The organism is Corynebacterium uberis, assembly GCF_020616335.1.
GTDB classification, from domain to species: domain Bacteria; phylum Actinomycetota; class Actinomycetes; order Mycobacteriales; family Mycobacteriaceae; genus Corynebacterium; species Corynebacterium uberis.
Genome location: NZ_CP085051.1, coordinates 807,887 through 834,310 on the forward strand (window position 1 = coordinate 807,887; position 26,424 = coordinate 834,310).

Genomic DNA, 26,424 nt, shown 5'->3' on the forward strand with positions numbered 1-26,424 from the left:
CCCCCATGCTCGCGGGGCTGCTCAAGGTTGCGGCGACGGACCCCAAGCTCAAGGGCTTGGTCACGCACGTCGGGGAGCCGACGCTGCACCTGACCGGCATTGATCAGGCGCGCTCGTGGGCGCTGGGCACGCTCAGCCACCACGCCCCGGTGCTGGTGGTCACGGCGACGGGGCGGGAGGCAGAAGACCTCACCGCGGAGCTGCGTGCCATGATCGGGGACAAGGTGGCGTGGTTTCCGTCCTGGGAGACGCTGCCGCATGAGCGGCTGAGCCCCGGGGTGGATATTGTGGGCCGGCGCGCGGAGGTGCTGGGCAACCTGGAGAAATATTCTGTGGTGGTCACAGCAGCGCGCGGCGTGTGCCAGCCGGTGATTGCGCAGGTTGCCGGCCGCGATCCGGTGGTGCTGCGGGAGGGCCAGGACCACCCGCTCGAGGAGGTCACCGAGCAGCTGGTTTTCCGCGCCTATGAGCGGGTGGACATGGTTGCTCGCCGGGGCCAGTTTGCGGTGCGCGGCGGCATCCTGGATGTGTTTCCTACCACGGCCGCCTACCCGGTGCGCGTGGAGTTTTGGGGCGATGAGGTCACGGAGATCCGCCAGTTTTCCGTGGCTGACCAGCGCACGATCACAGATGTGGACCCGATTTCGCAGGTTGCGGCCTACCCCGCGCGCGAGCTGCCCATCACCCCGCAGGTGGCGGCGCGTGCCGAGGAGCTGGCGCGCCGTCACCCGGGCAACCCGACGCTGGTGGAGCTGCTGTCCAAGCTCGCCGCGGGCACTCCAGCCGACGGTATGGAGGCGCTCATCCCGGCGCTTATCGACGCCCCCCTGGTCACCCTCCCACAGCTCATGGACCCCGCCACCCACGTGGTGCTGGTGGCCCCGGAAAAGATTCGCCGCCGCATCACGGACCTGATTGCCACCGACCAGGAATTCCTAGAGGCCGGGTGGGAGGCCGCAGCGATGGGTGCCGATGGCCCCCTGGCCGTGGAGGGCCTGGACCTGTCCGCCTCCACGTACCGGTCCCTCGATGAGCTTGAAGATGACGCCCGCGACCGCAGGCTACCGTGGTGGACCTTTTCCCCGCCAGGGATGCTCGAGGGCGCGGAATCTGACACCCTGCCGCTGGAGTTTGAGCCCGGCCCCACCCCGCGCGGCGACCTGCCGGCCATCGAGGAAATGATGGCGCTGCTGCTCGCCCACACCAATTCCGGGGGGCGGGCAGCGTTTATCACCCCCACCCACGGTGCGGTCAAACGCATGGTGGACCGCTTTGGGGAGAAGGGCATCCGGGTCCACGTGGCGGAGCCGGGCTGGCAGCCCAACCCCGGCGAGGTGACCATCTACCAGGCGCTCAGCCACGCCGGACTGGTCTTCCCCAAGGTGCGCAAGCACCGGGATGCCCAGGCGTTGCCGCTGGTCGTGGTCACGGAGACGGACCTGACCGGCAACAGGGTGGGCGATATCGCCGGTGCAAAGCGCCGGCCTGCCCGGCGCCGCAACCGGGTGGATCCGCTCGCCCTCAAGCAGGGCGACTTTGTGGTCCATGAGACCCACGGCATCGGCCGCTTCCTCAAGATGGCCGAACGCACGATTCAGGCCGGGGACGAGACCTCGCGGCGCGAGTACATCGTGCTGGAGTACGCGGCGTCGAAACGCGGACAACCCGCCGACCAACTGTGGGTGCCCATGGACTCGCTGGACATGCTGAGCAAGTACAGCGGCGGCGAGGCGCCCACCCTGTCCAAGATGGGCGGGTCCGATTGGAAGAACACCAAGCGCAAGGCCCGCGCCGCGGTGCGGGAGATCGCCGGCGAGCTGGTCCAGCTCTACGCCAAGCGCCAATCCGCGCCCGGGCACGCCTTCGCGCCGGATTCGCCGTGGCAGCGCGAGATGGAAGACAACTTCCCCTACGTGGAAACGGAAGACCAAATGGCGGCCATCGATGCCGTCAAGGAGGACATGGAAAAGCCCACGCCCATGGACCGGGTCATCGTCGGCGACGTGGGCTACGGCAAAACCGAGGTGGCCGTGCGCGCCGCGTTCAAGGCGGTGCAGGATGGCCGTCAAGTTGCCGTGCTCGTGCCCACCACGCTGCTGGCCCAGCAACACCTGGCTACCTTTGAAGAGCGCATGGCGGGCTTCCCGGTAACCATCAGGGGCCTGTCGCGGTTTACCTCCACGCGGGAATCCAAGGAGATCCTGCGCGGGCTTGCCGATGGCTCCGTGGACATCGTCGTAGGCACCCACCGCCTGCTGCAAACCGGCGTGAACTGGAAGAACCTGGGGCTCATCGTCGTCGATGAGGAGCAGCGCTTCGGCGTAGAACACAAGGAACACATCAAGGCGCTGCGCAGCCACGTCGACGTGCTGACCATGTCCGCCACCCCCATCCCGCGCACCCTGGAGATGTCCATGTCCGGGATCCGGGAGATGTCCACCATCCTCACCCCGCCGGAAGACCGCCACCCGGTGCTCACCTACGTGGGACCGCAGGAAGAACAACAGGTTGCCGCGGCGATTCGCCGCGAACTGCTGCGCGACGGGCAGACGTTTGTCATCCACAACCGGGTGCGTGACATCGATAAACGCGCCCGCGAACTGCGCGACCTCGTGCCCGAAGCCCGCATCGTCGTCGCCCACGGGCAAATGAGCGAAGAAATCCTCGAACGCACCGTCCAAGGCTTCTGGGACCGCGACTTCGACGTCCTAGTGTGCACCACCATCGTGGAAACCGGCCTGGACATCGCCAACGCCAACACACTGATCGTGGAAGGCGCCCACCACATGGGGCTGTCCCAACTCCACCAGCTGCGTGGCCGCGTAGGGCGCTCCCGCGAACGCGGCTACGCCTACTTCCTCTACCCCAAGGGCACCACACTGACCGAAAACTCCTACGACCGGCTAGCCACCATCGCCCAAAACAACGACCTCGGCGCCGGCATGGCCGTAGCCATGAAAGACCTGGAAATGCGCGGCGCCGGCAACGTCCTGGGCGCCGAACAATCCGGCCACATCGCCGGTGTGGGCTTTGACCTCTACATGCGGCTCGTCGGCGAGGCCGTAGACACCTTCCGCGCACTAGCCCGCGGCGAGGTCCTCGACGCCACCGACTCCGGGCCCCGCGAAGTACGCATCGACCTGCCCGTGGACGCCCACATCCCGGAGTCCTACATCAACTCCGAACGCCTCCGCCTGGAGGTCTACCGCAAACTCGCCGCCGCTGGCGATGAGACGGATCTGCAGCTGGCGGTCGAAGAAATGGAAGACCGCTACGGCCCCATCCCCGTCGAGGTCACCCGTCTGCTCGCCGTTGCCCGCCTGCGCAACCAGGCGCGCGCCGCCGGCGTGACGGACATCGGCGTCCAAGGCACCCGCATCAAGGTCCACCCCGTCGCACTGCCGGACTCCAAGCAGGTGCGCCTCAAGCGCCTGTACCCGGGCTCAAACTACCGGGCAGCGGCGCAGGCCATCCAGCTGAACTTCCCCAAGGCCGGACGCAACGTCACCGACCCGAAGCTGCGTGACGAGGACCTCCTCCAATGGGCCGCCGACTTCCTCACCGCGCTTCTCGACGCCCCCGCCACCACCGTCCGCGGCCCCCACGCCACCCCGGCCCACAAGGGTGGCCCCGCGGTGGTTTCTGTGTCCGAGTAAAGGGCGCCGGCCTGCGCGGGTGAGCTCGTGCGCAGGGTGGCCTTTCGGGGAACGCTGCGCGGCGTGGCCTTTCGCGGGGCCCTGCGTGGGTACGTTTTGCACTGTGTGACTGGTGGGGTTGACAGAGTGCGTAAATCACCCCCGAAAACGCGTCTTTTTACCCCCGAAAGCGCATTTGCCTAGTCACATCAGTCACACGGTGCATGGGGCAGGGGTTGCAGGGTTCCGCGCCGTCCCCCCCCGCTTGTCGACGCCCCCGTTGCCATCGTTCGCGTGCTCCTGCGCCGCCCCTGCGCGGGTGCGTTTTGCACCGTGTGACTGGTGGGGTTTACGGAGTGCGCAAATCACCCCCGAAAACGCGCTTTTTTACCCCCGAAAACGCACTTGCCTAGTCACACCAGTCACACGGTGCATGGGGAGGGTGCATGGGGGTATGCGCCTGGGGGTCCCGCGCCCCGCGCCGTCCCCCGCTTGCCGACGCCCCCCGCGCGCCGCCGGTGCTAGAGCGTCAGGGATCCGGTGGTTAGGCCCCACAGCCCCACGGCGGCGCCCACGAGGACGAGCGCGACCACGCACCATTCGAAGGCGTTGAAGATCTGGCCGCCGCCGCGGCGGCGGGTCCACACGTAGGGGATGAGTCCCGGCACGATTGCTAAGAGCCCAAACAGCACGTACTTCGGGTCGGCGGCGTAGAAGAGCCACAGCGAGTAGATGAAGGCGACCGCGCCGACGAGGAGGTGGCGGTGGTTGTCGCGGCGGGGGATGTCTGGGCCGGAGAGGTTGAATCGGGTGCCGGCGTGGGGGTGGGTTACTCCGCGTCCGCGGACGGCCAGGAGTACCAGGTAGAGCGCGGAGAAGAGGTAGGGCACCAGGTAGAGCACGGTGGCTAGCTGCACCATGGAGGCGTAGGTGGTCTCGTTGAGGAAGAACACGATGATGAACAGCTGGATGACCAGGGTGGAGATCAGCTGTGCCATCCAGGGGGAGCCGGCGCGGTTGACGGAGCGCAGGCGGGCGGGCAGGAGGCCGTCGTGGGCCATCATCATGAGTGGTTCGGCGCAGAGCATTTGCCAGGAGACGTAGGCGCCGAGGACGGAGAGGCACAGGCCTGCGGAGATGAGTGCTGCGCCCCAGGGGCCGACGACGACTTCCAGCACGGAGGCCATGGAGTTATCGGGCAGTGCGGCGAGTTCTGCCTGGCTGAGCACGCCGAAGGAGAGCGTGGAGACGCAGACGAGGAGCGCGAGGACGCTTAAGAAGCCGATGACGGTGGCGCGGCCGACGTCGGAACGCGATCGGGATTGCCGGGAGTAGACGGAGGCGCCTTCGACGCCGATGAACACCCAGACGGTAAACAGCATCATGCCTTGGATCTGTTCAAAAACGGTGGCCTCGGATGCTGTTCCCCAGAAGTCGAAGGTGAAACGGTCCCAGGAGAATCCGATGAATGCGGTGAGCAGGATGAAGGCAAAAATGGGGAGCAGTTTTGCCACGGTGGTCACGGCGTTGAGTACAGCGGCTTGCCGGACTCCTTTTGCCAAAATGGCGAAGATGACCCAGGTCAGGATCGATACGCTCAGGGCGGAGGTGAGGCGGTGTTCTTCGGAAAATACCGGCACGTAGTGGCCGAGGGTGGAGAAGAACAGTGTGGCGTATCCCACTTGGGCGATAACTGATCCGAGCCAGTAGCCCCAGCCGGAGGCGAACCCGATGAAGTCGCCGAGCCCTGCGCGCGCGTAGGCGTAGACGCCGGAGTCGAGGTGGGGTTTGCGTCGAGCCAGGATGTGGAACACAAACGCCACGGAGAGCATTCCTACGCCTGCAATGACCCAGCTGATGAGCATGGCGCCGGGGGCGGCGACGGAGGCGATGTTTTGGGGGAGGGAGAAGATTCCGGCTCCCACGGTGGAGCCGATGATCAAGGCGACGAGCGTCCACATGGGGACGGAACGCTGGCTGGCGCCTGGCTGGGGTTGGTCATTCACCTGGATAAACTTATCGGATAGTGGTGGGGGGATTAAAAGTGGGGGGTGACGAGTACACGGAATGTGGCCTAATCTGGTGATGTACTTTGTGCATTCACGATTTTTGCTGAAAGGACACCCCATGGGTTTGTTTGATGAGGCCAAGAAGAAGGCCGGCGAGTTCCTCGGTTCTGATGCTGGGGAGCGCAAGAGCGATGAGTTCCTGGATAAGGCTGCCGATTTTGCCAAGTCCAAGCTGGGCGAGGATAAGGCCGGCATGATTGACAAGGCTCGTGATGCAGCTGATGAGCGCATTGGCGGTGGAGATCCGGAGCCGCAGGAAGAAGGGGAAGCTCCCGCCGAGGAGGCTCCGGAGCAGTAGGCACTAACGTCGGTGCCATGACTGTTGTGCTTCTCGACGCCCGCTGGCCCGACCTCGTGCCTCTTGCCGCATTGCAGGCACGCTTGCCCGCTCCCGTCACCGCCACTGCGGAGGTGCCGGAGCGGGTTGTTTCGTTTCTCGCGGCGCGCGCCGACCGTCACGGTGAGCACGGTGAGCAGGGTGAGCACGGTGAGCACGGTGAGCACGGTGAGCAGGGGGGCGTCGGCACGCTGGTGACCTGTGATGCCACGCATCCGCGCTGTGCGCAGGAGACGGTGATGGCGGCGGCGAGCGTGGCGGATCCGGTGGCGCAGGCGTGCACGGTGATGGCGGCGGCGCGGCGTCGGGGGCAGTGGGAGGCCCGACAGACTCATGCCAGCTTGTTGCCGTATTTGGCGGAGGAGGCTGGCGAGTTTGCGCAGGCGGTGCGGGCGGGGGAGTCGGAGGAGCGGCTGCGCTCGGAGCTGGCGGATGTGTTGTTGCAGGTGCTTTTTCACGCGTGCCTTGCGCAGGAGCGGGGCGCGTTCGGGTTTGCTGAGGTGGCGCAGGCTTTTGTAGACAAAATGCGCTCCCGCGCCCCGTACCTTTTCGATGGTTCTTCGGGCGTGGTGGATGAGGAGGAGCAGCAGCGCGCGTGGCAGGCGGGTAAGGATCGTGAGGCGCGCGAGGTGTGACTTCGGGTGGGCGGGGTCGCCGGGTAGGATCGGGCGCCATGAGTTTTTCGGAACAGGCCTCGCTTCCTCGCCGCGCAGCTGGGTGCGGCTGCGGTGTGCTCGTTGCCCTGTTCCTGGTGATTTCGCTGGTCGGGTGGGCGGTCACGTCGCTGGGTGGGGGTAACCCGGTGCGACGTTTGGAGCCGATTCCGGATTCGGTTCCGCCGGCTGCGGGCGATCCGGTGGCGCCGATTGATATCAACGCGCCGGGCCGGACTGCGGATCAGTTGGTGGCGTGGGCGCAGCCGTTGTCCCAGGCCACGGGGATTCCTGCGCCGGCGTTGCGGGCGTATGGCAACGCGGCGCTTATTGCTCAGCAGTCGTGGCCGCAGTGCCACCTAGCGTGGACCACGTTGGCGGGGTTGGCGTGGGTGGAAACTAAGCATGGCCATTATTCGGGGAAGCTTTTTGAGCCCTCTCATATTGATGAGGCTGGGGTGGTCACGCCCCCGATCATCGGGATCACGCTGGATGGCTCGCCAGGGGTTGCGGAGATCCCGGACACGGATGGTGGGGCTCTTGATGGTGATCCGGTTTATGACCGCGCCGTGGGTCCGCTGCAGTTCATCCCGGAATCGTGGGAGCGCTATGGCCGGGATGCCAACGGCGATGGGGTGGCGGATCCGCACCAGATTGACGATGCCGCCTTGGGCGCGGCGAATCTGTTGTGCGATGGGCGGGACCTGTCGGTGCCGGAAGAGTGGGTGTCGGCGATTAATTCCTACAACATGTCCGGCCAGTATTTGATCAAGGTGCGCGACGCGGCGAACTCCTATGCGCTGCGTCAACCTGCACCTTAAGGGTGTTTTTCCGCTTATCGACGCCCCGTCGGTGCGCCTCCCCACGTTGCGTTCGGACACATTCGGGCACGGTCGGGCACCCACGCGGGCAAGTTTTCTGCAATAATCGGGGGAAGGGAGTCGCTCCGGATGGCGCGCACTCCATCGAAGCAACTGCTTACTAGCTGGCAATAGGAGGCCACGGTGGCTGATATTATGCACGTCTTCGCCCGCGAGATTCTGGATTCGCGCGGCAACCCCACTGTCGAGGCTGAGGTGTTCCTCGACGATGGCGCCCACGGCGTCGCGGGTGTGCCCTCCGGCGCATCGACCGGTGTGCACGAAGCACACGAGCTGCGTGACGGAGGTGAGCGCTACCTGGGCAAGGGCGTGTCCAAGGCCGTCAACAACGTCAACGAGGAAATCGCCGATGAGATCGCCGGCATCGAGGCCGATGATCAGCGCCTGGTAGACAAGGCCATGATCGACCTGGACGGCACCGAGAACAAGTCCCGCCTGGGCGCCAACGCCATCCTCGGCGTATCCATCGCCGTGGCCAAGGCCGCAGCCGAGTCCGCTGGCCTGCCCCTCTACCGCTACATCGGCGGCCCGAACGCGCACCTGCTGCCCGTCCCGATGATGAACATTGTCAACGGCGGCGCCCACGCTGACTCCGGCGTTGACGTCCAGGAGTTCATGATCGCCCCCATCGGCGCCGAGACCTTCGCCGAGGCCCTGCGCGAGGGCGCAGAGGTCTACCACGCCCTGAAGTCCGTGATCAAGGACAAGGGCCTGTCCACCGGCCTGGGTGACGAGGGCGGCTTTGCCCCCTCCGTCGGCTCCACCAAGGAGGCCCTGGACCTGATCGTCGAGGCCATCAAGAAGGCCGGCTTCACCCCGGGCAAGGACATCGCCCTGGCCCTGGACGTGGCCTCCTCTGAGTTCTACAAGGACGGCAAGTACCACTTCGAGGGCGGCGAGCACACCGCCGAGGAGATGTCCAAGGTCTACGCCGAGCTCATTGAGAACTACCCGATCGTCTCCATCGAGGATCCGCTGCAGGAGGACGACTGGGAGGGCTACACCGCCCTGACCGCCGCCATCGGCGACAAGGTCCAGATCGTCGGCGACGACTTCTTTGTCACCAACCCCGCCCGCCTCAAGGAGGGCATTGAGAAGAAGGCCGCCAACGCGCTGCTGGTCAAGGTCAACCAGATCGGCACCCTGACGGAGACCTTCGACGCCGTCGAGCTGGCACACCGCTCCGGCTACCGCACCATGATGTCGCACCGTTCCGGTGAGACCGAGGACACCACCATTGCCGACCTGGCTGTGGCGCTGTCCTGCGGCCAGATCAAGACCGGCGCCCCGGCTCGCTCCGAGCGCGTGGCCAAGTACAACCAGCTGCTGCGCATCGAACAGGAGCTCGGCGAGGCCGCCGTCTACGCCGGCCGCGACGCCTTCCCCCGCTTCCAGGGCTAGGATCACCTCCGCGCTCACCACTTGGTCAGCGCCCTAGACCAGCCCCCAGGCGACCACTTCGGTGGCGGCCTGGGGGTTTTGTTGTGCGGCATGCGGGGGCAGCACAGCATTCCCCGCCGGAGTCGCGCACCTGCCTGTACTACTAAGGCAACGGCAAGCTATCGTATACAGTCATGCCCGCACTTGATCGTCCCGGCGACGACACCAAACGCTACATTGAGGTCTGGAGCGACCTCGTCTCCACCAAAGATCTCACCGTGAGCCTGCTGATCTGCTGCGCCACCACCATCGCTGCGTTGTTGGTCGCCCTGGCCATCCACTCCAGTGAATTCTTCTGGGGGTTAGGCGGCGCCGTGGTGGGCTTTGTCATCGCCGCCGTGGTGGTCACGCCTAAGCGGGTGGTAGAGATCGTCGATGCTGACGCCGCCGATGCCGCTGTGGCCCGGGAAGGGGAGGCAGCCTGATGGACCTCATGCTCGTCGCCCAGATGCTCATCGCCGCAGTCGCGGCGATCGGCCTGTATACCTTCATCGGCTTTATCCCCGGCACCGATGAGACCAGCGTGTTGGTCCCCGTGACCCTGGCGCTGGTGCTGGCGGGCACGGACCCGCACGTGATCCTCGCCTTCTTTATTGCCGCGATTGTCACGCTGAATCTGACCAACGCCATTCCCACCGCTTTGGTGGGGCTGCCGGGTGGGGTGTTGTCCACCCCCATGATGGAGGATTCCCTGTACTTGCGAGCCAAGGGGCTGGCGGGTTCAACCATTAGGAAGATGGCGGCGGGCTCTGCGGTAGGCACCGTCATTGCCATCCCGGTGAGCCTGGCCATCGCTACGGCGATCGCACCGTACGCGGATACGCTGCGCCAATATGGCTCGCTGATCTTTGTCATCGGCGCGGTGGTGTTGGCTCTGCTGGGGTCCAATAGGCTGCTGTCCCTGGTGGCCATCATCCCCATGTCTTTGCTCTTCCAGGGGTTGCTCTCCTTGTACCGCGCGCAGGGGGTGATCCCGGAGGATGGGTCCATTTCCGTGTCCTTCTTCCTGGGGATTACCATCGGCCCGCTGCTGGTGGCACTGCTTGGCCTGTTGAACAAGTCCCAGCGGGAGCGGCTGCCGCGCCAGCAGCCCACGCGGGTAAGCATCTCGCGGCGGTCCTTGGGCGGCGGGGAGCTGTCGCCGACGAAGATCCTTACGCGTGGGGAGTTGGGGGCGACCAGCCTGTGGTCCCTGGTGACCACGCCGCTGTTCTTCCTCAGCCCGGTGGGGTTGACGTTCCTTCTGGGCCGGCTGTCGCAGGGGCGCTCCACGGACCGGGTGGTGCGGGCTAATCGTGCGGTCTCCAGCATGAACGGTATCGCGCACGCGAGCTATCTGTCGGGCACGATCATCCCGCTGCTGGCGTTGGGTATTCCGTTGTCGCCGGTTGCTATCGGCCCGGCCCAGGCGCTGTTTAACGCCCCGCCGGTGTTGTCACTGGACAATAACCTGCACCATCTGTTGAGCACCGGGGGGTTCATCGCTGCGGTGCTCATCGGCGCCGTGGTGGCGCTGGTGCTCACCTACATCATCGCGGTGCGCTACTCCCACATGATCACCTACTTTGTCATGCGCTACATCGCCCACGAGGCCGTGCTGGGGTTGTTCATTGGGTTCATCGTGTTGCTGGCCTACTTGGATGCTGGGGTGCTCAATATTTTTGGGGTGCTCTTGGTAGGGGTTAGCTGCGGTACGCTCAATAAGTTGGGCGTTGGCTATGGCGTGCAGTTCATGACGTTGTACGCCTCCCCGTGGATTGTCCAGCACCTGCTCTAGCCCCATGTGGTGGGCGTGGAGTACGTGTGGGTAGCTGAAGTGTGCTGAGAAAGGCGTGTGCGTGGACGCTCAGGTGGGTCGTGGTTGTACTGCGGCCAAAGTCATTGTGATGGGTGAGCATTCGGTGGTCTATGGCCACCCTGCGGTGGCGTTGCCGTTGACGTCGCTGCGCATGGTTGCGCATGCCCGGGCGTGTGCCGCGGGGGAGTCGACGTTGTCTGCGCTGGGGTGGTCTGGCCCGTTGGCGCAGGCGCCGGCGCGTTTTGCTTCTGTGGTGTGTGCGGTGGAGGCGGCTCTACAGTTTGCCGGGTGCGCGGATCGCGGCGTGGAGGTGTCCACGGTGTCGGACTTTCCGGAGGGGCGCGGCCTGGGTTCTTCGGCGGCTGCGGCGGGCGCGGTGATTCGCGCGGTGCTTGCGGCGTGCGGGGCGTCGGCAACGTCTGCGGAGCTTTTCGAGCTCACCCAGCAGGCGGAGCGGGTGGCCCACGGCCGTCCGTCGGGCCTTGATGCTATGGCCACGGCTTCGCAGGTGCCCATCCTTTTTGAGCAGGGTCGCACCAGCCCGGTGGACATGACCATGCGTGCGTGGCTGGTCATCGCGGACTCGGGGGTCTCGGGCAGCACGCGGGAGACGGTGTCGCACATTCGGCACGGCGTTGAGCAGGACCTTCCCGGGGTGGCGTCATGGTTGGCGGAGTTGGGCCAGCTGGCGGCGGATTCGGTGGGGGACCTGCGCGCTGATCGGCCGCGGGAGTTGGGCGCCCGGATGGACCGCGCACACGAGTTGCTGGCCCGGCTGGGGGTGAGCATTGACGCGTTGGATCGGCTGGTGGCTGCTTCTCGACGCGCCGGCGCACTCGGGGCCAAGCTCACCGGTGGTGGTCGCGGTGGGTGCATCATTGCGCTGGCTGACTCCGCCGACGCCGCCCAGACAATTGCCCGCGCCGTAGCGGCGGCGGGGGCAACCCAGACGTGGATTCATCCCCTGCATCATGGCGGGGTGGAAGGGAAAGACTCGTGAGGCTTGCAGCTACGGCTACTGCGCACGCGAATATCGCACTGATCAAGTACTGGGGCAAGGCGGATGAGCAGCTGATCATCCCGCGCACCCCGAGCCTGTCTTTGACGCTCGCGGAGCTGTCTACCACCACGCGGGTGGAGTTCGGTGCGGGGGAAGCTGACGTCGCCGAGCTCGACGGGGTGGCGTTGCAGGGCCGCGCCCTGGAGCGAGTGGTGCGCTTTGTGGACCTGGTTCGTGCCCGCGCCGGGATTACCGCCCCGGTGGCGGTGACCTCGCATAACACGGTGCCCACGGCGGCGGGCCTTGCCAGCTCGGCGTCCGGTTTCGCGGCGCTGGCGGCGGCGAGCGCGGCGGCAGCCGGCCTCAACCTGGACCCCACTGAGTTATCGCGCCTGGCCCGGCGGGGCTCCGGCTCGGCGTGTCGGTCCATCTTCGGCGGGCTGGCCTACTGGGAGGCCGGCGATGATGATGCCACCTCTTTTGCCCGCCCGGTTACCGGCGCGCTTGCGGCGAGTCAGCTGGCCATCGTGGTGCTGGTCATCGATGCCGGCACCAAGGCGGTGTCCAGCCGGGAGGCCATGGCGCGTACGGTGGCCAACTCGCCGGTCTATGAGCAGTGGGTGCGCGACCACGCCACGGATATGGATCAGGCGCTCACCGCGATTGCGCAGGGCGACCTGGAGATGCTGGGGGAGGCGGTGGAGCGCAACGCGCTGGGCATGCACGCGACGATGCGCGCGGCCACGCCCCCGGTGGACTACCTGGGACCGGATTCCCAGCGCGCGCTTGAAGCGGTGCGTGCCGCGCGGGCGGCGGGGTTTGCCGCCTGGGCGACCATGGACGCGGGCCCGAATGTCAAGGTTCTTACCAGCGCCGCGCAGGCGGAGGCGGTGGGGGCGTGGTTGCGCCAGCGGCTGCTGGGCGTTGGGGTCATTGTTACCCACGCCGGGCGGGGAGTAGAGGTGGAGTCATGATTGAGGTCCACGCGCCCGGCAAGCTCTACATCGCCGGCGAGTATGCGGTGGTGGAGACGGGCTTTCCGGCGCTGCTCATCGCGGTGGATAGGTACCTGACCGTGCGGGTCAGCCCCGCGCAGGACATGGGGCATATCACCTCGGACCACAACTCGGGAAGCTCGCTGGCGTGGTATCGCCGTGCCGCGAGCATGGTGGTGGACGCAGACGGCACGACCTTTGACTTTGTGCTCGCCGCGATTCGGGTGGTCGAGGAGATCGCCGCCGCTGTGGGGAGGCCATTGGAGGTCTATGACCTGGACATCACCAGCGAGCTGGGGGATGATTCCGGGCGCAAGTTTGGTCTGGGTTCCTCGGCGGCGGTGACGGTGGCCACCGTACAGGCGTTGTGCGCGTACTACCGGCTGGATCTGCAACCGATGGAGCAGCTCAAGGCGGCCTTGCTGGCCTCAACGCTGGTGCAGCGCTCCGGATCTGGTGGGGATGTGGCGGCCAGCATGTTCGGTGGCTGGGTGTGCTACACCTCTTTTGACCGGGAGTGGGTCGAGCAGCAGCGCAACCTGGTTGCGCTGGCGGAGCTGGTGCGCCAGGACTGGCCGGGGTTGTCGGTGCGCCGGGTGACTCCGCCGGAGGGGCTGCGCCTCTTGGTGGGCTGGACCGGATCCCCGGCGTCCACGGCCCGGCTTGTTGGTGACGTGCAGGCGCGCCGGACTGGGGTGACCAGTTACGTGGACTTTTTGGCGGGTTCGCGGCGCTGCGTGACGGATATTGTTGCGGCGCTGGATGCGGGCGATTCCGCGGCCGTGCTGGAGGGGATTCGCCGCAACCGGGAGCTGCTGCGGGATTTGGGCGAGCTGACGGGCACCACCATTGAGACGCCGCTGCTGACTCGCCTGATTGAGACTGCGCAGGAGCATGGGGCGGCGTCGAAAAGCTCTGGTGCGGGCGGCGGCGACTGCGGCATTGCGCTTATCGACGCCGCGGGGGACACCGATGGACTCATCGCGGCGTGGGAGCGGGCGGATATTCGGCTGCTCAACCTGCACGAACACCGCCCGCGGGCGCTTTAGGCGCGTTCGCGCAGCGCGGTGGTGATCAGGCCCTCGCGCGGCGCGAAGAGGTAGACCACTAAGAAGACGAGCGCCTGGACCAGAATGATCATGCCGCCGGCGGAGACGTTGAGCCAGAAGCTCGCCCAGATTCCCACCGCCGAACACACGAAGGCGATGGCGGGGGAGATCAGCAGCATGCGATTCATCTTGCGGGTGAGCAGGTAGGCGATAGCGCCGGGGGTGATGAGCATAGCCACCACCAGGATCACGCCCACGGCCTGCATGCTGGCCACCACCACGAGCGCCAGGCAGACCATGACCACCCAGCGCAGGGCGGTGGTGTGGATGCCCACGGCGCGGGCGTGGCCGGCGTCGAAGGCCCACAAGGTGATGTCGCGCCGGAAGAACAGCATGAGGGCCAAGGCGATGAGCCCGAAGCTGAACACCTGGATCAGGGATGCCTGCGTCACGCCCAACAGGTTGCCAAAGAGGATTTCCTGAAGGTTGGTGCTCGCCGGTGTTCGGGAGACGAGCACCAGGCCTAAGGCGAAGAGCGCGGTGAAGACCACACCGATGGAGGTGTCGGATTTCAGCGTCGTGCGTTCCTTGACGGTGCCCACCAGCCCCACTGCCACGAGGGCGGCGACGAGCGCGCCGACGGCGTAGGGCATGCCGAACATGTAGGAGATGACAACGCCGGGCAGGACGGCGTGGGAGACGGCGTCGCCAAGCAGGGACCAGCCGATCAGGATCAGCCAGCAGGACAGCACCCCGGCGATGATGGAGGTCACCGCCCCCACGGCGAGTGCGCGGGGGATGAAGCTATAAGACAGCGGTTCAGTCAGCCATGTCCACATGGGGCGCCTCCTGCGGGGTCTCGGGCGCGGCGGCGCGGGTGGGATCGGAGCCAAAGGTCCGGATGAGGGTGTCATTGTCCATGACGGTGCGGGGATCGCCCTGGGCGATGATGGTGCGGTTGAGCATGGTCACCGTGTCACACAGGCGGGGCACGGCGGCGAGGTCGTGAGTGGAGATGAAGACCAGGCGGCCGTCGTTGGCCAGCTCGCGCAGCAGGCGTGAGATGGTGGCCTCACTGACTGCGTCGACCCCGGCGAAGGGTTCGTCGAGAAGCATGATGCGGGCCTGTTGGGCCAGGCCGCGGGCGACGAAGACCCGCTTGCGCTGGCCGCCGGAGAGCTGACCGATTTGCCGGTCACGCAGGTCCGTCAGTTGCGTACGCTCCAGCGCATGGGCCACGGCCTCGTGGTCGGCGGAGCTGGGGCGACGCAGGATGTTCATGTGGCCATAGCGGCCGGTCATGACCACCTGCTCCACGCTCAAGGGGAAGTTCCAGTCCACCGCCTCAGATTGCGGGACGTAGGCAATGCCGGCGTCCCCGGCGGCGATAGAGACCTCCCCTGAGACCGTGGGCAGCTGGCCCATGATGGATTTAAACAGGGTGGATTTGCCGGAACCGTTCATTCCGATCAGCCCGGCAACCTGTCCAAACTCCAGGTTCAGGGAAACATCGTGCAGCGCTGTGACGCTGCCGTAACGCACAGTGAGGTCGCGGACGCGGATAGCTGGTGCGTCGTCGCGGCGAGTGATCACTTGTTCAAGCCCTCCACAATGGTGGTGGTGTCGTGGCGGATGAGTTCCAGGTAGGTGGGGGCCTCTCCGCCCTTTTCTGTCAGAGAGTCTACGTAGAGCGTGCCTCCGTCGGCAGCTCCGGTCTCACGCATGAGCTGTTCCTTCGGGCCGGGATCCACGGTGGACTCGCAGAAGACCGCCGGGACCTTATTGCTCTTGACAAACTCGGCGGCGCGGCGCAGGTTCTGCGGGGTGATTTCTTCCTCCGAGTTGACGGGCCAGATGTAGGACTCCTTCATCTTGGCGTCGCGGGCCAGGTAGGAGAAGGCGCCTTCGCAGGTTTGCAGGGCGCGCTCGTTGTCGGGCAGCTTCTTCAGGCCGTCGAGCATCTCCTGGTTGACCTTCTTGAGCTTTTCCTTGTACGCCTTGGCGTTGGCGTCGAAGGTGGAGGCGGCCTCCGGCTTGAGGGCGGACAGCGCGGTGGTGATGTTGTCCACGTACTTTTCGGCGATGACGGGGCTCATCCAGGCGTGCGGGTTGGGCTCGCTGGTGCCTTCGATCATGATGGGGTCCACCCCTTCGCTGGCCACGGCGCGGGCGGCGTGGGAGTCCTGGGTCAGCTTGTCCACCCAGTGCTCCAGGCCTAGTCCGTTGGAGATGATGAGCTTGGCCTCATTCGCGGAGCGGATGTCGGCGGGGGTGGGGTCGTAGCCGTGAATCTCGGCGCCGGGGCGGGTCAGGGAGGACACGGTCAGTTCGTTGCCGGCAACTTCGCTGGCCATGTCGGCGAGGATGGTGAAGGTGGCCAGGACGTCAGTCCCGCCGGATGAGGGTGCTGCGTTGTCTTCAGAATTGTTTGCGTTTGTGCAGGCTGCGAGCGTGAGCCCGAGGGTTGCCAGAAGCGCGGTGGCAATCAGTCCGAGGCGCCGCAGGGAGCTGGTAGGAGACACTGAAGGATGTCCTTTCGGTTGGAGAAGACTGGTGTTCATTCCCAAGAACTTCATAGTACGGCCATGCTTGGCTTGATGCGACCAGGAGGGGGTAAAACTGGGTTAGACTAGCCGACATGCACATCACGGATTTGCCTGTGCGGTCGCAGGATTACCTCAAAAAGATCTACGACCGGCAGGAGTGGGGCGGGGGCGCCGCGCTGTCAGACCTGGCCGCCGCCCTCGGACAACGCCGCTCCACCGCCTCCGAGGCCATCAAGCGCCTCGCCGGCGACGGCCTGGTCAACCACGAGCCTTACGGGGACATCACGCTGACCGACCAGGGACGCGACCTTGCCGTGGCGCTGGTACGCCGCCACCGCCTCATCGAGACCTTCCTGGTCACCCACCTGGGCTATCCCGTCGAAGAAATCCATGATGAAGCCGAAGTCCTGGAGCACAGCGTCTCCGATACCTTCATCGCGCGTCTCGACGCCGTCCTGGGCCACCCCCTGCGCGACCCCCACGGCGACCCCATCCCCGACGCCGAGGGGCGCATCGCAGACACCCCCACCCAACCCCTCTCGACTGCCACCAGCGGGATGACCACCACGGTCATCCGCATCCGGGACCAAGACCCGGACCTGCTGCGCTACCTCGACGCCAACGGTGTGCGCCCCGGGGTGAGCATAACCCTGCTCGATCGGCCCTACCCGGACATGGCCCAGCTGCGGACCGCAGACGCCACCATCACCGTGGCGGCCAACGCGCTGGACTCAATTCTGGTGGCGGCAGAAAACTAAGCATGCGAACCGCCCGCACGGCGCATCATCAGGCTATTATCAAAGTTCTATGGGCTCAACGGCACGACGAGGCAACACAATGATCCACACTCCCCGCAGGCGCGGGCGTGTCCCTGTGGTCTCCCGTGACCTAGAACCGGCGCCGCGCAGGCGCCCCCACCCGCGCATGGCGCTGTCCGTGGCGGAGGTAGGCGTGATCATCGTGTTCACCCTGCTCATCCTCTTTGCTGTTGCCGTCCCACTGCGCAACTACTTCCAGGGGCGCAGCGAAATCGCCCAAGTCAGCCAGGCCATCGCGGCAAAACAAGAGCAAAAAGCCCAGCTCGAAGGGGAAATCAGCCGCTACAACTCGGACGCCTACGTGCGCGAGCAGGCGCGGCGGCGACTCGGAGTCATTGATAAGGGCGAAACCGCCTTCCGGATCCTCGACCCCGCAATGGATAACGCCCCCAACACCGGTGAGCAGCCCACCGAAGATCACGCCCCCACCCAGTGGTGGCAGCTCCTGTGGGACTCCGTATCCACCCCGCCAGAGCCGGAGAACAAACCCGCGCCCATTGACATGCACCTGCCGCTCCAGGCGCCTGCCGGGCAGCCCACAAACGCCCAATGACACAATAGGGCCCATGACTGTCACTGCCGCCGACCTTGAGCAGGTCTCCCGCCAGCTTGGCCGCCGCCCCCGCGGGGTTCTGGATATCGCCTACCGCACCCCGGACGGTGCCCCCGCCGTTGTCACCACCGCCCCGCGACTCGACGACGGCACCCCCTTTCCCACCCTGTACTACCTCACCGACCCCCGCCTCACCGCGGAGGCCTCCCGCCTAGAAGGCGCCCACGTCATGGCCGCCATGACGCAGCGCCTGGCACACGATACCGCCCTGGCGCAGGACTACCGCGCCGCCCACGACCACTACCTGGCCACGCGCAACGCCTTAGAGGACCTGGGCACCGAGTTCTCCGGTGGCGGGATGCCGGATCGGGTCAAATGCCTCCACGTGCTCATCGCCTACGCCCTGGCGGAGGGGCCCAACCGGATCCGACTAGGCACCGAGGCCGTCGCGCTGGCCGCCGAGCACGGCAACCTGCGCGGCACCGCCATCCCAGCCCAGTGGCCCACCCTGGAGCAACTGGGCGTAACCTGGTCTGACTTTGGGCTCACATCCCCCGACGAAGGAGAACCGCGTTCCTCATGACCCGCTATGCAGCTGTTGACTGCGGCACCAATTCCATTCGCCTGCTCATCGCCGACGTCGTCGATGGCCAGGTCACGGAGCTTCATCGCACCATGGAGATTGTGCGCCTAGGCCAGGGCGTGGACGCGACCGGCAGCCTCGCCCCGGAGGCCATCGCGCGCACCCGCGAGGCACTCGAGCGCTACGTGGACATGATGGCGTTTGAACACGTGACCACCGTGCGCATGGTGGCCACCTCCGCGAGCCGGGATGCGGACAACCGCGATGAGTTCTTTGACATGACCGCCCAGCTCCTCGGACGCATCCAGCCGGGCGCGCGCGCTGAGGTTATCACCGGGGAAGAGGAGGCGGAGCTGTCCTTCCGCGGCGCCGTGGCCGACCTGGATGCGCAGCGCGGGCCCTTCTGCGTGGTCGACTTGGGCGGCGGATCCACGGAGTTTGTGGTTGGCAACGAAGACGGCATCCGCGGCGAGCTGTCCACGCGGATGGGCTGTGTGCGCTTAACAGAGCGGATCCTGCGCTCAGATCCCCCGACGCCCGAGGAGATCGAGGAGGCGCGCGACTATGTTCGCGGCCAGCTGGCCCTGGTCCTCGACGCCGTGCCGGTGGCCCAGGCGCGCACCCTGGTGGGGTGTGCCGGGACGTTTACCACCCTGTCCGCGCTGGCTCAGGGGCTAGAAACCTATGATCCGGCGGCCATCCACGGCTCCGAGCTGAACTTTGGGGCCCTGCGGGTGATGACCAGCCAGCTCATCTCCGAAGGCGCAGCAACCCGGGCGCTCAACCCGGTCATCCATGAGGGTCGCGCCGACGTGATTGGCTCCGGGAGCGTCATCGTTGAAGAGATCATGGACTTCATGGGCTATCACGCGGGGGTGGAGTCGGTGGTCATCTCAGAAAAAGATATTTTGGATGGGATCATTGATAAGCTCGCCGCCCCGATAGGCTAAACTATCCACCCGGTGGGCCCCCATAGCCCAATTGGCAGAGGCAGCGGACTTAAAATCCGCGCAGTGTCGGTTCGAGTCCGACTGGGGGCACCAATGCCACAACGGCACCCCGGGTAGCGGGTGGTACAAGAACGTACAAGAACCAAGCACAAAGACTGTGGGCCCCGCCAGCGGCTGCTGGTGGGGCCCACAGTGGTGTGTGGAGCTAGTGTGCTTGCGGATCGTCGAGGTCGAGGATGCGCTCGGAAAGCTCCCGGGGGACAACCTTGCCGCCGTCATTGCGCGGCAGCCAATCGACCCAGTACACGCGATCAGGGACGTTGTGGTTGGCCAGGTTGGCGCGCACGATGTCGCGGACCTGCGCTGCGGTCAGCTGAGAGCCGTCAGCAAGCGTGCCGCGCACGATGAACGCGTCGAGTCGGGCAATGATGTCATCTTGGATGCCATGGACAAAAACATCATCGACGCCATCGACGGTGCCCAGGAATTCTTCCACCTCCCGGGGGAAGACGTTCTCGCCGCCCTTGATCACCATGTCATCGGCGCGGCCACAGATGTAGAGGCGCCCGGAGGCGTCAATGTAGCCGCGGTCGCCGGTGGCGATCATGCCGTCCCGGGTGTCTGCATGGTCCCGCGAGCTCAAAAAGCCCATGGTGGACATGCTGTTGGAGGAGAAGACGGCGCCTTCCTCCCCAACGGCGGCCTCCTGGCCGTCGTCACGGAAGACCGTCAGCCGCACACCCAGGCCCGGGGTTCCGGCGGTGGTGGGGTCGGCGGCCATCTCCTCGCCGCTGGCGATGGAAATCTGGCCGTGCTCCGTGCTGCCGTAGAAGTTGCACACCACGGGGCCGAAGCGGGCGATGAGCTCGCGGACCAGCTGCGGGGGGATGGCGTTGCCGGAGGAGACGATGAAGTCCAGCGGGCCGATGGTGCCCTTGTGGGCATCGACGGCGTCGATAAGCTCCCGCAGGAACACCGCGGCCGAGACGATGCCGGTGACCTGGTAGCGCTCGCAGTCCGCGGCGGCCTGGTTGGGGTCGTAGTAGCGGTGCGTGACCAGCGTGGAGCCCGTGGCCAGGCCCAGGTGCAGGTTGAGCCACCCCCAGGCGTGGAACATGGACGCGGTCAGTTGCACCACTCCGCCGACGCGCCACGGGATCTTGTTGACAATGCCGCCGAGCACCTTCGGCGTGCGCGGCACCGGGAGCGTGACTCCCTTGGGGATGCCGTAGGTGCCGGAGGACATGATGACCGTGGGCTGTTGCTTGGGCCGGTGGGCCAGGGTGATGTCCGGGTGGTACTCGGTGATGATGTCGGTGATCGAGGGGTGGCCGTCGACGTGGCCGTAGGCGATGACGCCCGGGGTGGGCAGGGAGTCGAGGACGCCGGCGTATTCATCGTCAACAACCAGCACATCGGCCCCGTGCTCGGAGATGATGCGCTTGATCTGCTCGGGTGAGGAGCCGACGTTGAGGATCATTGCTTGGGCGCCCAGGTAGCCGGCGGCGATCATAGGCAGCACGATTCCGCGGCCGTTGCGCGCCATGATGGCGATGATGGACCCCTCGGTCACGCCGCGGGCCTTGAGGCCTTGGGCGAAGCGGCGGGCGTCCGTGCGCAGGCCGCTGAAGGTGAGCAGGCCATCATCGTCAACCAGGGCGATGCGGTCCGGGAAGGAGCCATTGGCCCCCTCGACGAGGGAGGCCAGGGACATTCCCCAGCGTCCGATGGCGCCGACGGTTGCTGCCTGAGCTGCCGGGGTGCCGACGCGCAGAACCCCGGACTTGACTAGTGGGGGCAGCGATTCGAAGAATTGCTTAATTTGAACGCGCGCAGGAGTATGAGCCAGTCTTTCTGACATGTTTACTTTCTGGGTTTAGTAGCGTGCGGCGATCTCGTTGGCCAGGATTTCTTCACCCTCGGCGTTCAGGTGAACGGGAAGGTTGTAATCCTTGGTGCGGGTATCGATGACCCCGGCGACAATGCGCTGGTTATCCGGGGTGCACTCATGGCGGTTGGCCGTGGGCGTGCGCACATCCAGGAATTCGCCGCCGTTGCGCTCGGCTGCGGCCTGGGCGAATTCGGAGGTCTCCTTTTCGCCGACCTCGATCCAGAAAGCAGGAACACCTCCATCGACAGGCTGGCCCACAACGTCAACGTGGATCAGGCACTGCATGGAGGTGTTCGGCTCAGAGATGGTGGGGTAGTTCATGAACATGATGCGGGCGTTGGGTGCCGCGCCACGGATGGCGGCCACCGCGCGGTCAGCTGCCGCGCCATATAGGTTCGCCTTGACCGGCTTGGGGGTCAGAGCCTGCTGGTAGGTGTCATTGAAGCCGATCTGGATGACCACCAGCTTGGTCTGCCCGTCCAGGGCGTGCTCAGCAACGGCCTTGTCCACCTCGCCCTGGAGGGTGGTTCCCGCGCTGGGGGTGTACATGGTTGCCCCGGAGCAGGAGTAGTCCCGAACTTCCACGCCCGTCTTCATGCCCACGCGCGCCGGGATGTTGGCCTTGTCATGGCCGCAACCGCCGGGCGCGTAGCCATCTAGGCGTTCCTTGATTCCGGGGGCGTTGCGGATTTGCTCGGGCGCCTGGTGAGCGATCTTGGACCCGAAGAACTCGTCCGGGTTGGGGTTGGCAAAGTAGGAATCGCCGAAGGTGACGATGTTATCGCCGGGCGCTGCGGCCGCCGTCGGAGCCCCCCCCCGACGCCCGCAGCAACGCCGAGACACGTTGCCGTCGCCGCGACAGAGGCGAGCAAAGTCCTGGTCTTCATGGGAATGATCCTTCTCTCCTGTAGGTTCAGGTATCTCGCTGATACATGGGGTCCCGTGCGGTCGCGGTTGTCCTGCTTAGCGACGCCCCCGTGGGCACCGCAGGCACACACAGCCACGCGGATCGAGCACGGGGGATAAGGCAAGCAGGTGAGAAGTAAGCGGCCAGAAAAGCCAGGCGGCTTTGCAGGCCTTTACCATAAGCGCGATCGGCCTCAATGCTGAGGCCGCCACAATAAGACCACCTGAATGTAAAGTGTAGAGCAAGAATCCCCAGTGCGGTACCGGGAGGCCAGATAATTCATGGTTCCGGGTAGGTATTTCTCCCCAAAACAATAGGCACAAACTCCTAATGTCCACCCATCGTGCGGGTGCGGGAGGTCGCCAATGCCCCGCCTCTGAAAGGGGCCGGTCATGTGCTCATGGTTCGCGCATATTCCCAGCGTATTTCCAGCCCGGGAACTCTCGGGCGCCTGGCGTCGTTGACTCAAGTGCATGCCCCGTCGACCACCCATTGGTCTAGGCACGCCCAACCTTTGGATCGCCAGGTACTCGGCGAACCCTCAGGTTTTAAAAAGTAAAGATGATAAGAGTGAGGAAAAAGTGAGAAGCAGCAATCCTGTATTGAGGACACTGACGGACACCGATCGCCGCTCTGGGGACACCCTTCGCGGCACCATGCAGCAGGGTTATCCCAGCGCGCCGGCCCCCACCCAGATGGACCAGCAGCGCCCCATGACCGTCGATGACGTGGTCACCAAGACCGGCATCACGCTTGCCGTGATCATCGCCCTGGGCGCCGCCACCTTTGTCACCGGCATGTACAACCCGGGCATCGCTATGATCCTGACCGGCATTGGAGCTATCGGCGGCTTTATCACCGTCCTGGTATCCACCTTCGGCCGTAAATTCGGCTCGGCCGTGGTCACGCTGCTCTACGCCGCCTTTGAGGGCCTGTTCGTCGGCGGCTTCTCCTTTGTCTTTGCCAACGTGTCCTTTGGACAAGGCGCCAATCAGTCCAGCGGCATGGCCATCGTGGGTCAGGCCATCGTGGGCACCGTCGGCGTGTTCCTGGGCATGCTCTTCGTGTACAAGTCCGGGGCGGTGCGTGTGACGCCGAAGTTCAACCGCATTGTCACCGGCGCGATCGTCGGCGTGGCGGTGCTCACCCTGATCAACCTGATTGCCGCGGTGTTCTTCAACTACAACCCGCTGCGCGATGGCGGCACGCTGGCCATCATCTTCTCCCTGGTGTGCATCGTGCTCGCCGCACTGAGCTTCCTCCAGGACTTTGATCTTGCCGATGGCATGATCCGCGCAGGTGCTCCGGCCAACCAAGCCTGGGGCGTGGCCCTGGGGCTGTCCGTGACCCTGGTGTGGCTGTACACCGAGATCCTGCGACTGCTCAGCTACATGCGAAATAGCTAGCTGCCCCTTCGCAGTCCACACAAATAAGCCCGGCGGGGCTGCGCGATAACCACTCAGAACAGTGGTCCGCGCAGCCCCGCCGGGTTATTTCTATGCAGTGGGGGTGTGATGCCCGTTAAGGGGCAACAACCTCCCCGTTGACAATGAGCGTGCTAAACACCGTGGAGGCACCCGTGGTGACGGGGTTGGTCAGCTCGACGTGTGCGGGGACGGTGCCCTGCATGCCGTCGCCCTCAGCGCCCTGCGCGTCCCACGCGGTCCACTGAATGTTGGACACAATAGCAGTGGCATCGAAGCAGCTCAGCTGGATAGACATGGGGGTGGCGATGGGCGCATTGGCGCAGTCCGCATACAGCGGGGCGCTGGCCTGGGCCAGACCATGTGCCCCAGCCGCCGCGCTCGGGGCGGAGACAGCGGTGCTGTGCTGCACCGGCGGGGCAAAGCTGGTGGCCGTATCCACCTTGGTTTCAGAGGGGTTTTCCTGCGGGGGGCTACAAGCGGCAATGCCCACGGCGGCGACGGCAACGCTGGCCGCCGCAAGACTCAGACGCGAAGACAGGGAACGCATGGTAGGAGTTCTGGGACCTTTCAGGGAAACGGCCCCCGCGGTGCACACACCTGGGGGCGGGGAGGGTTATTGGGCTGCGCGTGGGGTGGCGGCCTTATCGGAGTCGTAGGGCGCGGCGGAGACGATGGTTACCGTGAGGGTCTTGCCGTTGGGGGCGGTGTATTCCCGGGTGTCGCCCTCCCGGGCGCCAAGAATCGCCGCACCCAGGGGCGACTGCTCGGAGTAGGTTTCCAGGTCCTTGTTGTCCGAGGCGGCGGCGCGGGTGCCGATGAGGAAGGTCTCCTTATCGTCCTTATCGCCGTTGTAGTACACGTGCACCACGGAGCCGATGTGGGCCACGCCCTCCTCCACGCCGGAACGCTCGGTGGTGGAGTTGGCCAGGATTTCGGAAATCTGCTTGATGCGGGCCTCTTCCTGGTCCTGCATCTCGCGGGCGGCGTCATAGCCCGCGTTTTCCTTCAGGTCGCCTTCCTCGCGCCGCTCGTTGATCTCTGCGGCCACCTCGGGGCGGTGGTCGATGAGAGTTTGCAACTCCGCTTCGAGCTTGGCCTTGGTTTCCGGGGTAATGTATTGCTTCTTCTGGTCTGCCATACAGCGGTCCTTTCGGTAACTGTCGCGCCCGTGTCCCCGGGGCGGAGGAATCTGATTAAACGCGCAGGTCACTACAGGCGTTTGTGCGGTGACATCCTAACACACGCCGGGGAAGGCCCCGGCGCGCAGCTCACAGGTCCATATAGGACGGGATGGTGGTCGAACAGCCGTAGACGTTGCCGGAGACGGCCTCCGAACGGGTCACAATGTCTACGGGGATACGCTGTTGTTCCTCGCCTCCGGGGGGTAGGAGAACCTCCCGGCGGCCCACCTCGGCCATGTCGAAGTTGAGCGCCCGCACGATGCAGTAGGAGGGTACGGAAGGGTTGTTGCGGGTGACGTCGATATCCATGTGGAAGGTGGAGTCGTCGATACGCTCGAAGTCGGTCATCTGCGCCTTGACGGTGTCTTCTTGGCGGTTGGCCAAATAGCGGGCAACGAAGATGACCAACAAGGCCAACAAGATGACCATGATGACGGCCACGATCTTTCCGCTGACCCCGCCGCGCGGGCTGACCTGCGCGCGGGTGCGCGGATCGGCGCCACCATAGCGGGCGCGGCGAGTGGGCTGATCAGAAGGGGAGGTGTTGGTGCTCATCGTTAGAGGTGCTGCTGCTTCCACACGTCGGAGAACAATGCTGCGCCGTGAGGTCGCGGGCAGGCCAAGCGGCACTGCCGTTCGGGTACGGCGTTTTCCCTAGCTTATCTGAGGCCGCCACCACGGTGGGCTAGTGCGTGCGCGCCGGGGCGTTAGGATGGTCACGATGTTGATGGTGTGCGCCGCGGCATTGCCGCGCGCATGCTCAAAGCGACAGGCGAAAGGAAGGTTCACGCGGTGAATGCCACGAACACCGAGGGGCTGCGGCTGATGGCCATCCATGCCCACCCGGATGATGAGTCCTCCAAGGGGGCAGCCACCATGGCCCGCTACGCTCATGAAGGGCACCGCGTCATGGTTGTCACCTGCACCGGTGGGGAACGTGGGGACATTCTCAACCCGGCCATGGACCGCCCTGGGATTAAAGAAGACCTGCGCAACGTGCGGCGCAAGGAAATGGATGCCGCGATCGCAGCGCTGGGCGTGGAACACGTCTGGCTGGGCTATGAGGATTCCGGCCTGCCGGAAGGCGACCCGCTGCCGCCGCTGCCCGCGGGCTGCTTTGCTCTGCAAGACTCTGACGCGGTGGCGCGCGACCTCGTCCGCGTCATCCGGGACTTTAGGCCCCACGTGATAATTACGTACGACGAAAACGGCGGCTACCCCCACCCGGATCACCTCAAAGTCCATGAGACCTCCATGATCGCCTGGGACAAGGCCGGCGATGACACCTATGTAGTCCCCGGCGACGCCCCCGCGTGGACGCCGCTGAAGCTGTATTACACCCACGGGTTTGTCCGCCAGCGCATGCAGCTCTTCCACGACCTGCTCATCCGCGACGGCAAGACCAGCCCCTACGCGCCGATGCTGGAGCGCTGGGAAAACCACAAGGCCGACATCATGGCCCGGGTGACCACGCAGATTCCCTGCGCGGACTACTTCCCGCACCGCGATGCGGCGCTGCGCGCCCACGCCACCCAGATCGATCCGGCCGGCGCGTTCCTGGTCACTGACCCCGCCGTGCAGGCCCAGCTGTGGCCCACCGAGGAGTTCGAGCTGGCCGCGACGCGGGTGAGCACAGATTTCCCCGAAGACGACCTCTTTGCCGGTATCCCTACTGGTGACACGCCGGATAACCCGGGCGCGATAGAATGAC

The 26,424-nt window shown here is 65.5% G+C and carries 25 protein-coding genes and 1 tRNA gene; 17 read left to right on the forward strand and 9 right to left on the reverse strand.

Features of this window, described 5'->3' with window-relative positions; translation table 11 throughout:
• Positions 1–5: 5 nt before the first annotated feature.
• On the forward strand, positions 6–3,656 hold the full coding sequence (gene mfd, locus LH390_RS03745; RefSeq protein WP_227282634.1) for a transcription-repair coupling factor: 3,651 nt from the start codon (positions 6–8) through the stop codon (positions 3,654–3,656).
• Between the two features lie 500 nt (positions 3,657–4,156).
• Here mfd and LH390_RS03750 read toward each other — a convergent pair whose 3' ends face one another.
• The gene (locus tag LH390_RS03750; protein ID WP_227282633.1) at positions 4,157–5,596 is read right to left on the reverse strand and encodes an amino acid permease; all 1,440 of its coding nucleotides are present in this window, start codon (positions 5,594–5,596) and stop codon (positions 4,157–4,159) included.
• A gap of 166 nt (positions 5,597–5,762) precedes the next feature.
• Between LH390_RS03750 and LH390_RS03755 the strand changes: the two genes are divergently transcribed.
• The 9 genes from LH390_RS03755 (at position 5,763) to LH390_RS03795 (ending at position 13,857) form a co-directional block, all read left to right on the forward strand.
• Positions 5,763–6,002: an antitoxin gene (locus tag LH390_RS03755; protein ID WP_227282563.1), complete on the forward strand. Its 240-nt coding sequence runs from the start codon at positions 5,763–5,765 to the stop codon at positions 6,000–6,002.
• Positions 6,003–6,019: 17 nt separating this feature from the next.
• The gene (locus tag LH390_RS03760; RefSeq protein ID WP_227282562.1) at positions 6,020–6,676 is read left to right on the forward strand and encodes a MazG nucleotide pyrophosphohydrolase domain-containing protein; all 657 of its coding nucleotides are present in this window, start codon (positions 6,020–6,022) and stop codon (positions 6,674–6,676) included.
• A 38-nt stretch (positions 6,677–6,714) separates the two neighbouring features.
• The gene (locus LH390_RS03765) at positions 6,715–7,515 is read left to right on the forward strand and encodes a lytic transglycosylase domain-containing protein (RefSeq protein ID WP_227282561.1); all 801 of its coding nucleotides are present in this window, start codon (positions 6,715–6,717) and stop codon (positions 7,513–7,515) included.
• 183 nt (positions 7,516–7,698) lie between these two features.
• Positions 7,699–8,976, forward strand: a complete 1,278-nt coding sequence (gene eno, locus LH390_RS03770) for a phosphopyruvate hydratase (protein WP_227282560.1) — start codon at positions 7,699–7,701, stop codon at positions 8,974–8,976.
• Positions 8,977–9,149: 173 nt separating this feature from the next.
• Positions 9,150–9,440 (forward strand): hypothetical protein, encoded by a 291-nt coding sequence (locus LH390_RS03775; protein ID WP_227282559.1) that lies wholly within the window; start codon positions 9,150–9,152, stop codon positions 9,438–9,440.
• Positions 9,440–10,792, forward strand: coding sequence for a tripartite tricarboxylate transporter permease (locus LH390_RS03780; protein ID WP_227282558.1), 1,353 nt, complete (start codon positions 9,440–9,442; stop codon positions 10,790–10,792). The genes LH390_RS03775 and LH390_RS03780 overlap by 1 nt, the downstream gene beginning before the upstream one ends.
• A gap of 73 nt (positions 10,793–10,865) precedes the next feature.
• The gene (mvk, locus tag LH390_RS03785; RefSeq protein ID WP_269961650.1) at positions 10,866–11,813 is read left to right on the forward strand and encodes a mevalonate kinase; all 948 of its coding nucleotides are present in this window, start codon (positions 10,866–10,868) and stop codon (positions 11,811–11,813) included.
• Positions 11,810–12,787, forward strand: a complete 978-nt coding sequence (gene mvaD / locus LH390_RS03790; RefSeq protein WP_227282556.1) for a diphosphomevalonate decarboxylase — start codon at positions 11,810–11,812, stop codon at positions 12,785–12,787. Before mvk ends, mvaD begins: the two co-directional genes overlap by 4 nt.
• Positions 12,784–13,857, forward strand: a complete 1,074-nt coding sequence (locus tag LH390_RS03795; RefSeq protein ID WP_227282555.1) for a phosphomevalonate kinase — start codon at positions 12,784–12,786, stop codon at positions 13,855–13,857. Before mvaD ends, LH390_RS03795 begins: the two co-directional genes overlap by 4 nt.
• Here LH390_RS03795 and LH390_RS03800 read toward each other — a convergent pair.
• The 3 genes from LH390_RS03800 to LH390_RS03810 are packed head-to-tail and all read right to left on the reverse strand — an operon-like array spanning position 13,854 to position 16,379.
• The gene (locus LH390_RS03800) at positions 13,854–14,696 is read right to left on the reverse strand and encodes a metal ABC transporter permease (protein ID WP_227282554.1); all 843 of its coding nucleotides are present in this window, start codon (positions 14,694–14,696) and stop codon (positions 13,854–13,856) included. The two genes, LH390_RS03795 and LH390_RS03800, sit on opposite strands and share 4 nt — an antisense overlap.
• Complete coding sequence (locus tag LH390_RS03805; protein ID WP_227282553.1) at positions 14,677–15,450, reverse strand: metal ABC transporter ATP-binding protein; 774 nt, start codon at positions 15,448–15,450, stop codon at positions 14,677–14,679. The genes LH390_RS03800 and LH390_RS03805 overlap by 20 nt, the downstream gene beginning before the upstream one ends.
• Positions 15,447–16,379, reverse strand: a complete 933-nt coding sequence (locus tag LH390_RS03810) for a metal ABC transporter solute-binding protein, Zn/Mn family (RefSeq protein ID WP_227282552.1) — start codon at positions 16,377–16,379, stop codon at positions 15,447–15,449. Before LH390_RS03810 ends, LH390_RS03805 begins: the two co-directional genes overlap by 4 nt.
• A gap of 116 nt (positions 16,380–16,495) precedes the next feature.
• On the opposite strand from LH390_RS03810, the gene LH390_RS03815 reads away from it, so the two are divergent.
• The 5 genes from LH390_RS03815 to LH390_RS03835 all read left to right on the forward strand — a co-directional run bounded on the left by LH390_RS03815 (position 16,496) and on the right by LH390_RS03835 (position 19,400).
• The gene (locus LH390_RS03815) at positions 16,496–17,161 is read left to right on the forward strand and encodes a metal-dependent transcriptional regulator (RefSeq protein ID WP_227282551.1); all 666 of its coding nucleotides are present in this window, start codon (positions 16,496–16,498) and stop codon (positions 17,159–17,161) included.
• Positions 17,162–17,240: 79 nt separating this feature from the next.
• A complete protein-coding gene (locus tag LH390_RS03820) occupies positions 17,241–17,774 on the forward strand; it encodes an FtsB family cell division protein (protein WP_399524769.1) in 534 nt (177 codons plus the stop codon).
• A 13-nt stretch (positions 17,775–17,787) separates the two neighbouring features.
• Entirely contained in the window at positions 17,788–18,357 is a 570-nt protein-coding gene (locus tag LH390_RS03825) for a DUF501 domain-containing protein (protein WP_227282550.1), read from the forward strand.
• Entirely contained in the window at positions 18,354–19,307 is a 954-nt protein-coding gene (locus tag LH390_RS03830; protein WP_227282549.1) for a Ppx/GppA phosphatase family protein, read from the forward strand. The genes LH390_RS03825 and LH390_RS03830 overlap by 4 nt, the downstream gene beginning before the upstream one ends.
• 16 nt (positions 19,308–19,323) lie before the next feature.
• Positions 19,324–19,400 (forward strand) — tRNA-Leu (locus tag LH390_RS03835).
• Between the two features lie 112 nt (positions 19,401–19,512).
• On the opposite strand, the gene LH390_RS03840 is transcribed toward LH390_RS03835, so the two are convergent.
• Positions 19,513–21,168: an AMP-binding protein gene (locus tag LH390_RS03840; RefSeq protein ID WP_227282548.1), complete on the reverse strand. Its 1,656-nt coding sequence runs from the start codon at positions 21,166–21,168 to the stop codon at positions 19,513–19,515.
• Between the two features lie 15 nt (positions 21,169–21,183).
• Positions 21,184–22,041 (reverse strand): GDSL-type esterase/lipase family protein, encoded by an 858-nt coding sequence (locus tag LH390_RS03845; protein WP_227337392.1) that lies wholly within the window; start codon positions 22,039–22,041, stop codon positions 21,184–21,186.
• A gap of 645 nt (positions 22,042–22,686) precedes the next feature.
• Here LH390_RS03845 and LH390_RS03850 point away from each other — a divergent pair.
• A complete protein-coding gene (locus LH390_RS03850) occupies positions 22,687–23,511 on the forward strand; it encodes a Bax inhibitor-1/YccA family protein (RefSeq protein WP_227282546.1) in 825 nt (274 codons plus the stop codon).
• Positions 23,512–23,626: 115 nt separating this feature from the next.
• On the opposite strand, the gene LH390_RS03855 is transcribed toward LH390_RS03850, so the two are convergent.
• From LH390_RS03855 to LH390_RS03865, 3 genes are all read right to left on the reverse strand, one after another.
• The gene (locus tag LH390_RS03855) at positions 23,627–24,079 is read right to left on the reverse strand and encodes a hypothetical protein (RefSeq protein ID WP_227282545.1); all 453 of its coding nucleotides are present in this window, start codon (positions 24,077–24,079) and stop codon (positions 23,627–23,629) included.
• A 66-nt stretch (positions 24,080–24,145) separates the two neighbouring features.
• Positions 24,146–24,670 (reverse strand): transcription elongation factor GreA, encoded by a 525-nt coding sequence (gene greA, locus LH390_RS03860; RefSeq protein ID WP_227282544.1) that lies wholly within the window; start codon positions 24,668–24,670, stop codon positions 24,146–24,148.
• A gap of 130 nt (positions 24,671–24,800) precedes the next feature.
• Positions 24,801–25,268, reverse strand: coding sequence for a DUF4307 domain-containing protein (locus LH390_RS03865; RefSeq protein ID WP_227282543.1), 468 nt, complete (start codon positions 25,266–25,268; stop codon positions 24,801–24,803).
• A 201-nt stretch (positions 25,269–25,469) separates the two neighbouring features.
• On the opposite strand from LH390_RS03865, the gene mca reads away from it, so the two are divergent.
• Positions 25,470–26,423, forward strand: coding sequence for a mycothiol conjugate amidase Mca (gene mca / locus LH390_RS03870; RefSeq protein ID WP_399524799.1), 954 nt, complete (start codon positions 25,470–25,472; stop codon positions 26,421–26,423).
• Position 26,424: the final 1 nt, after the last annotated feature.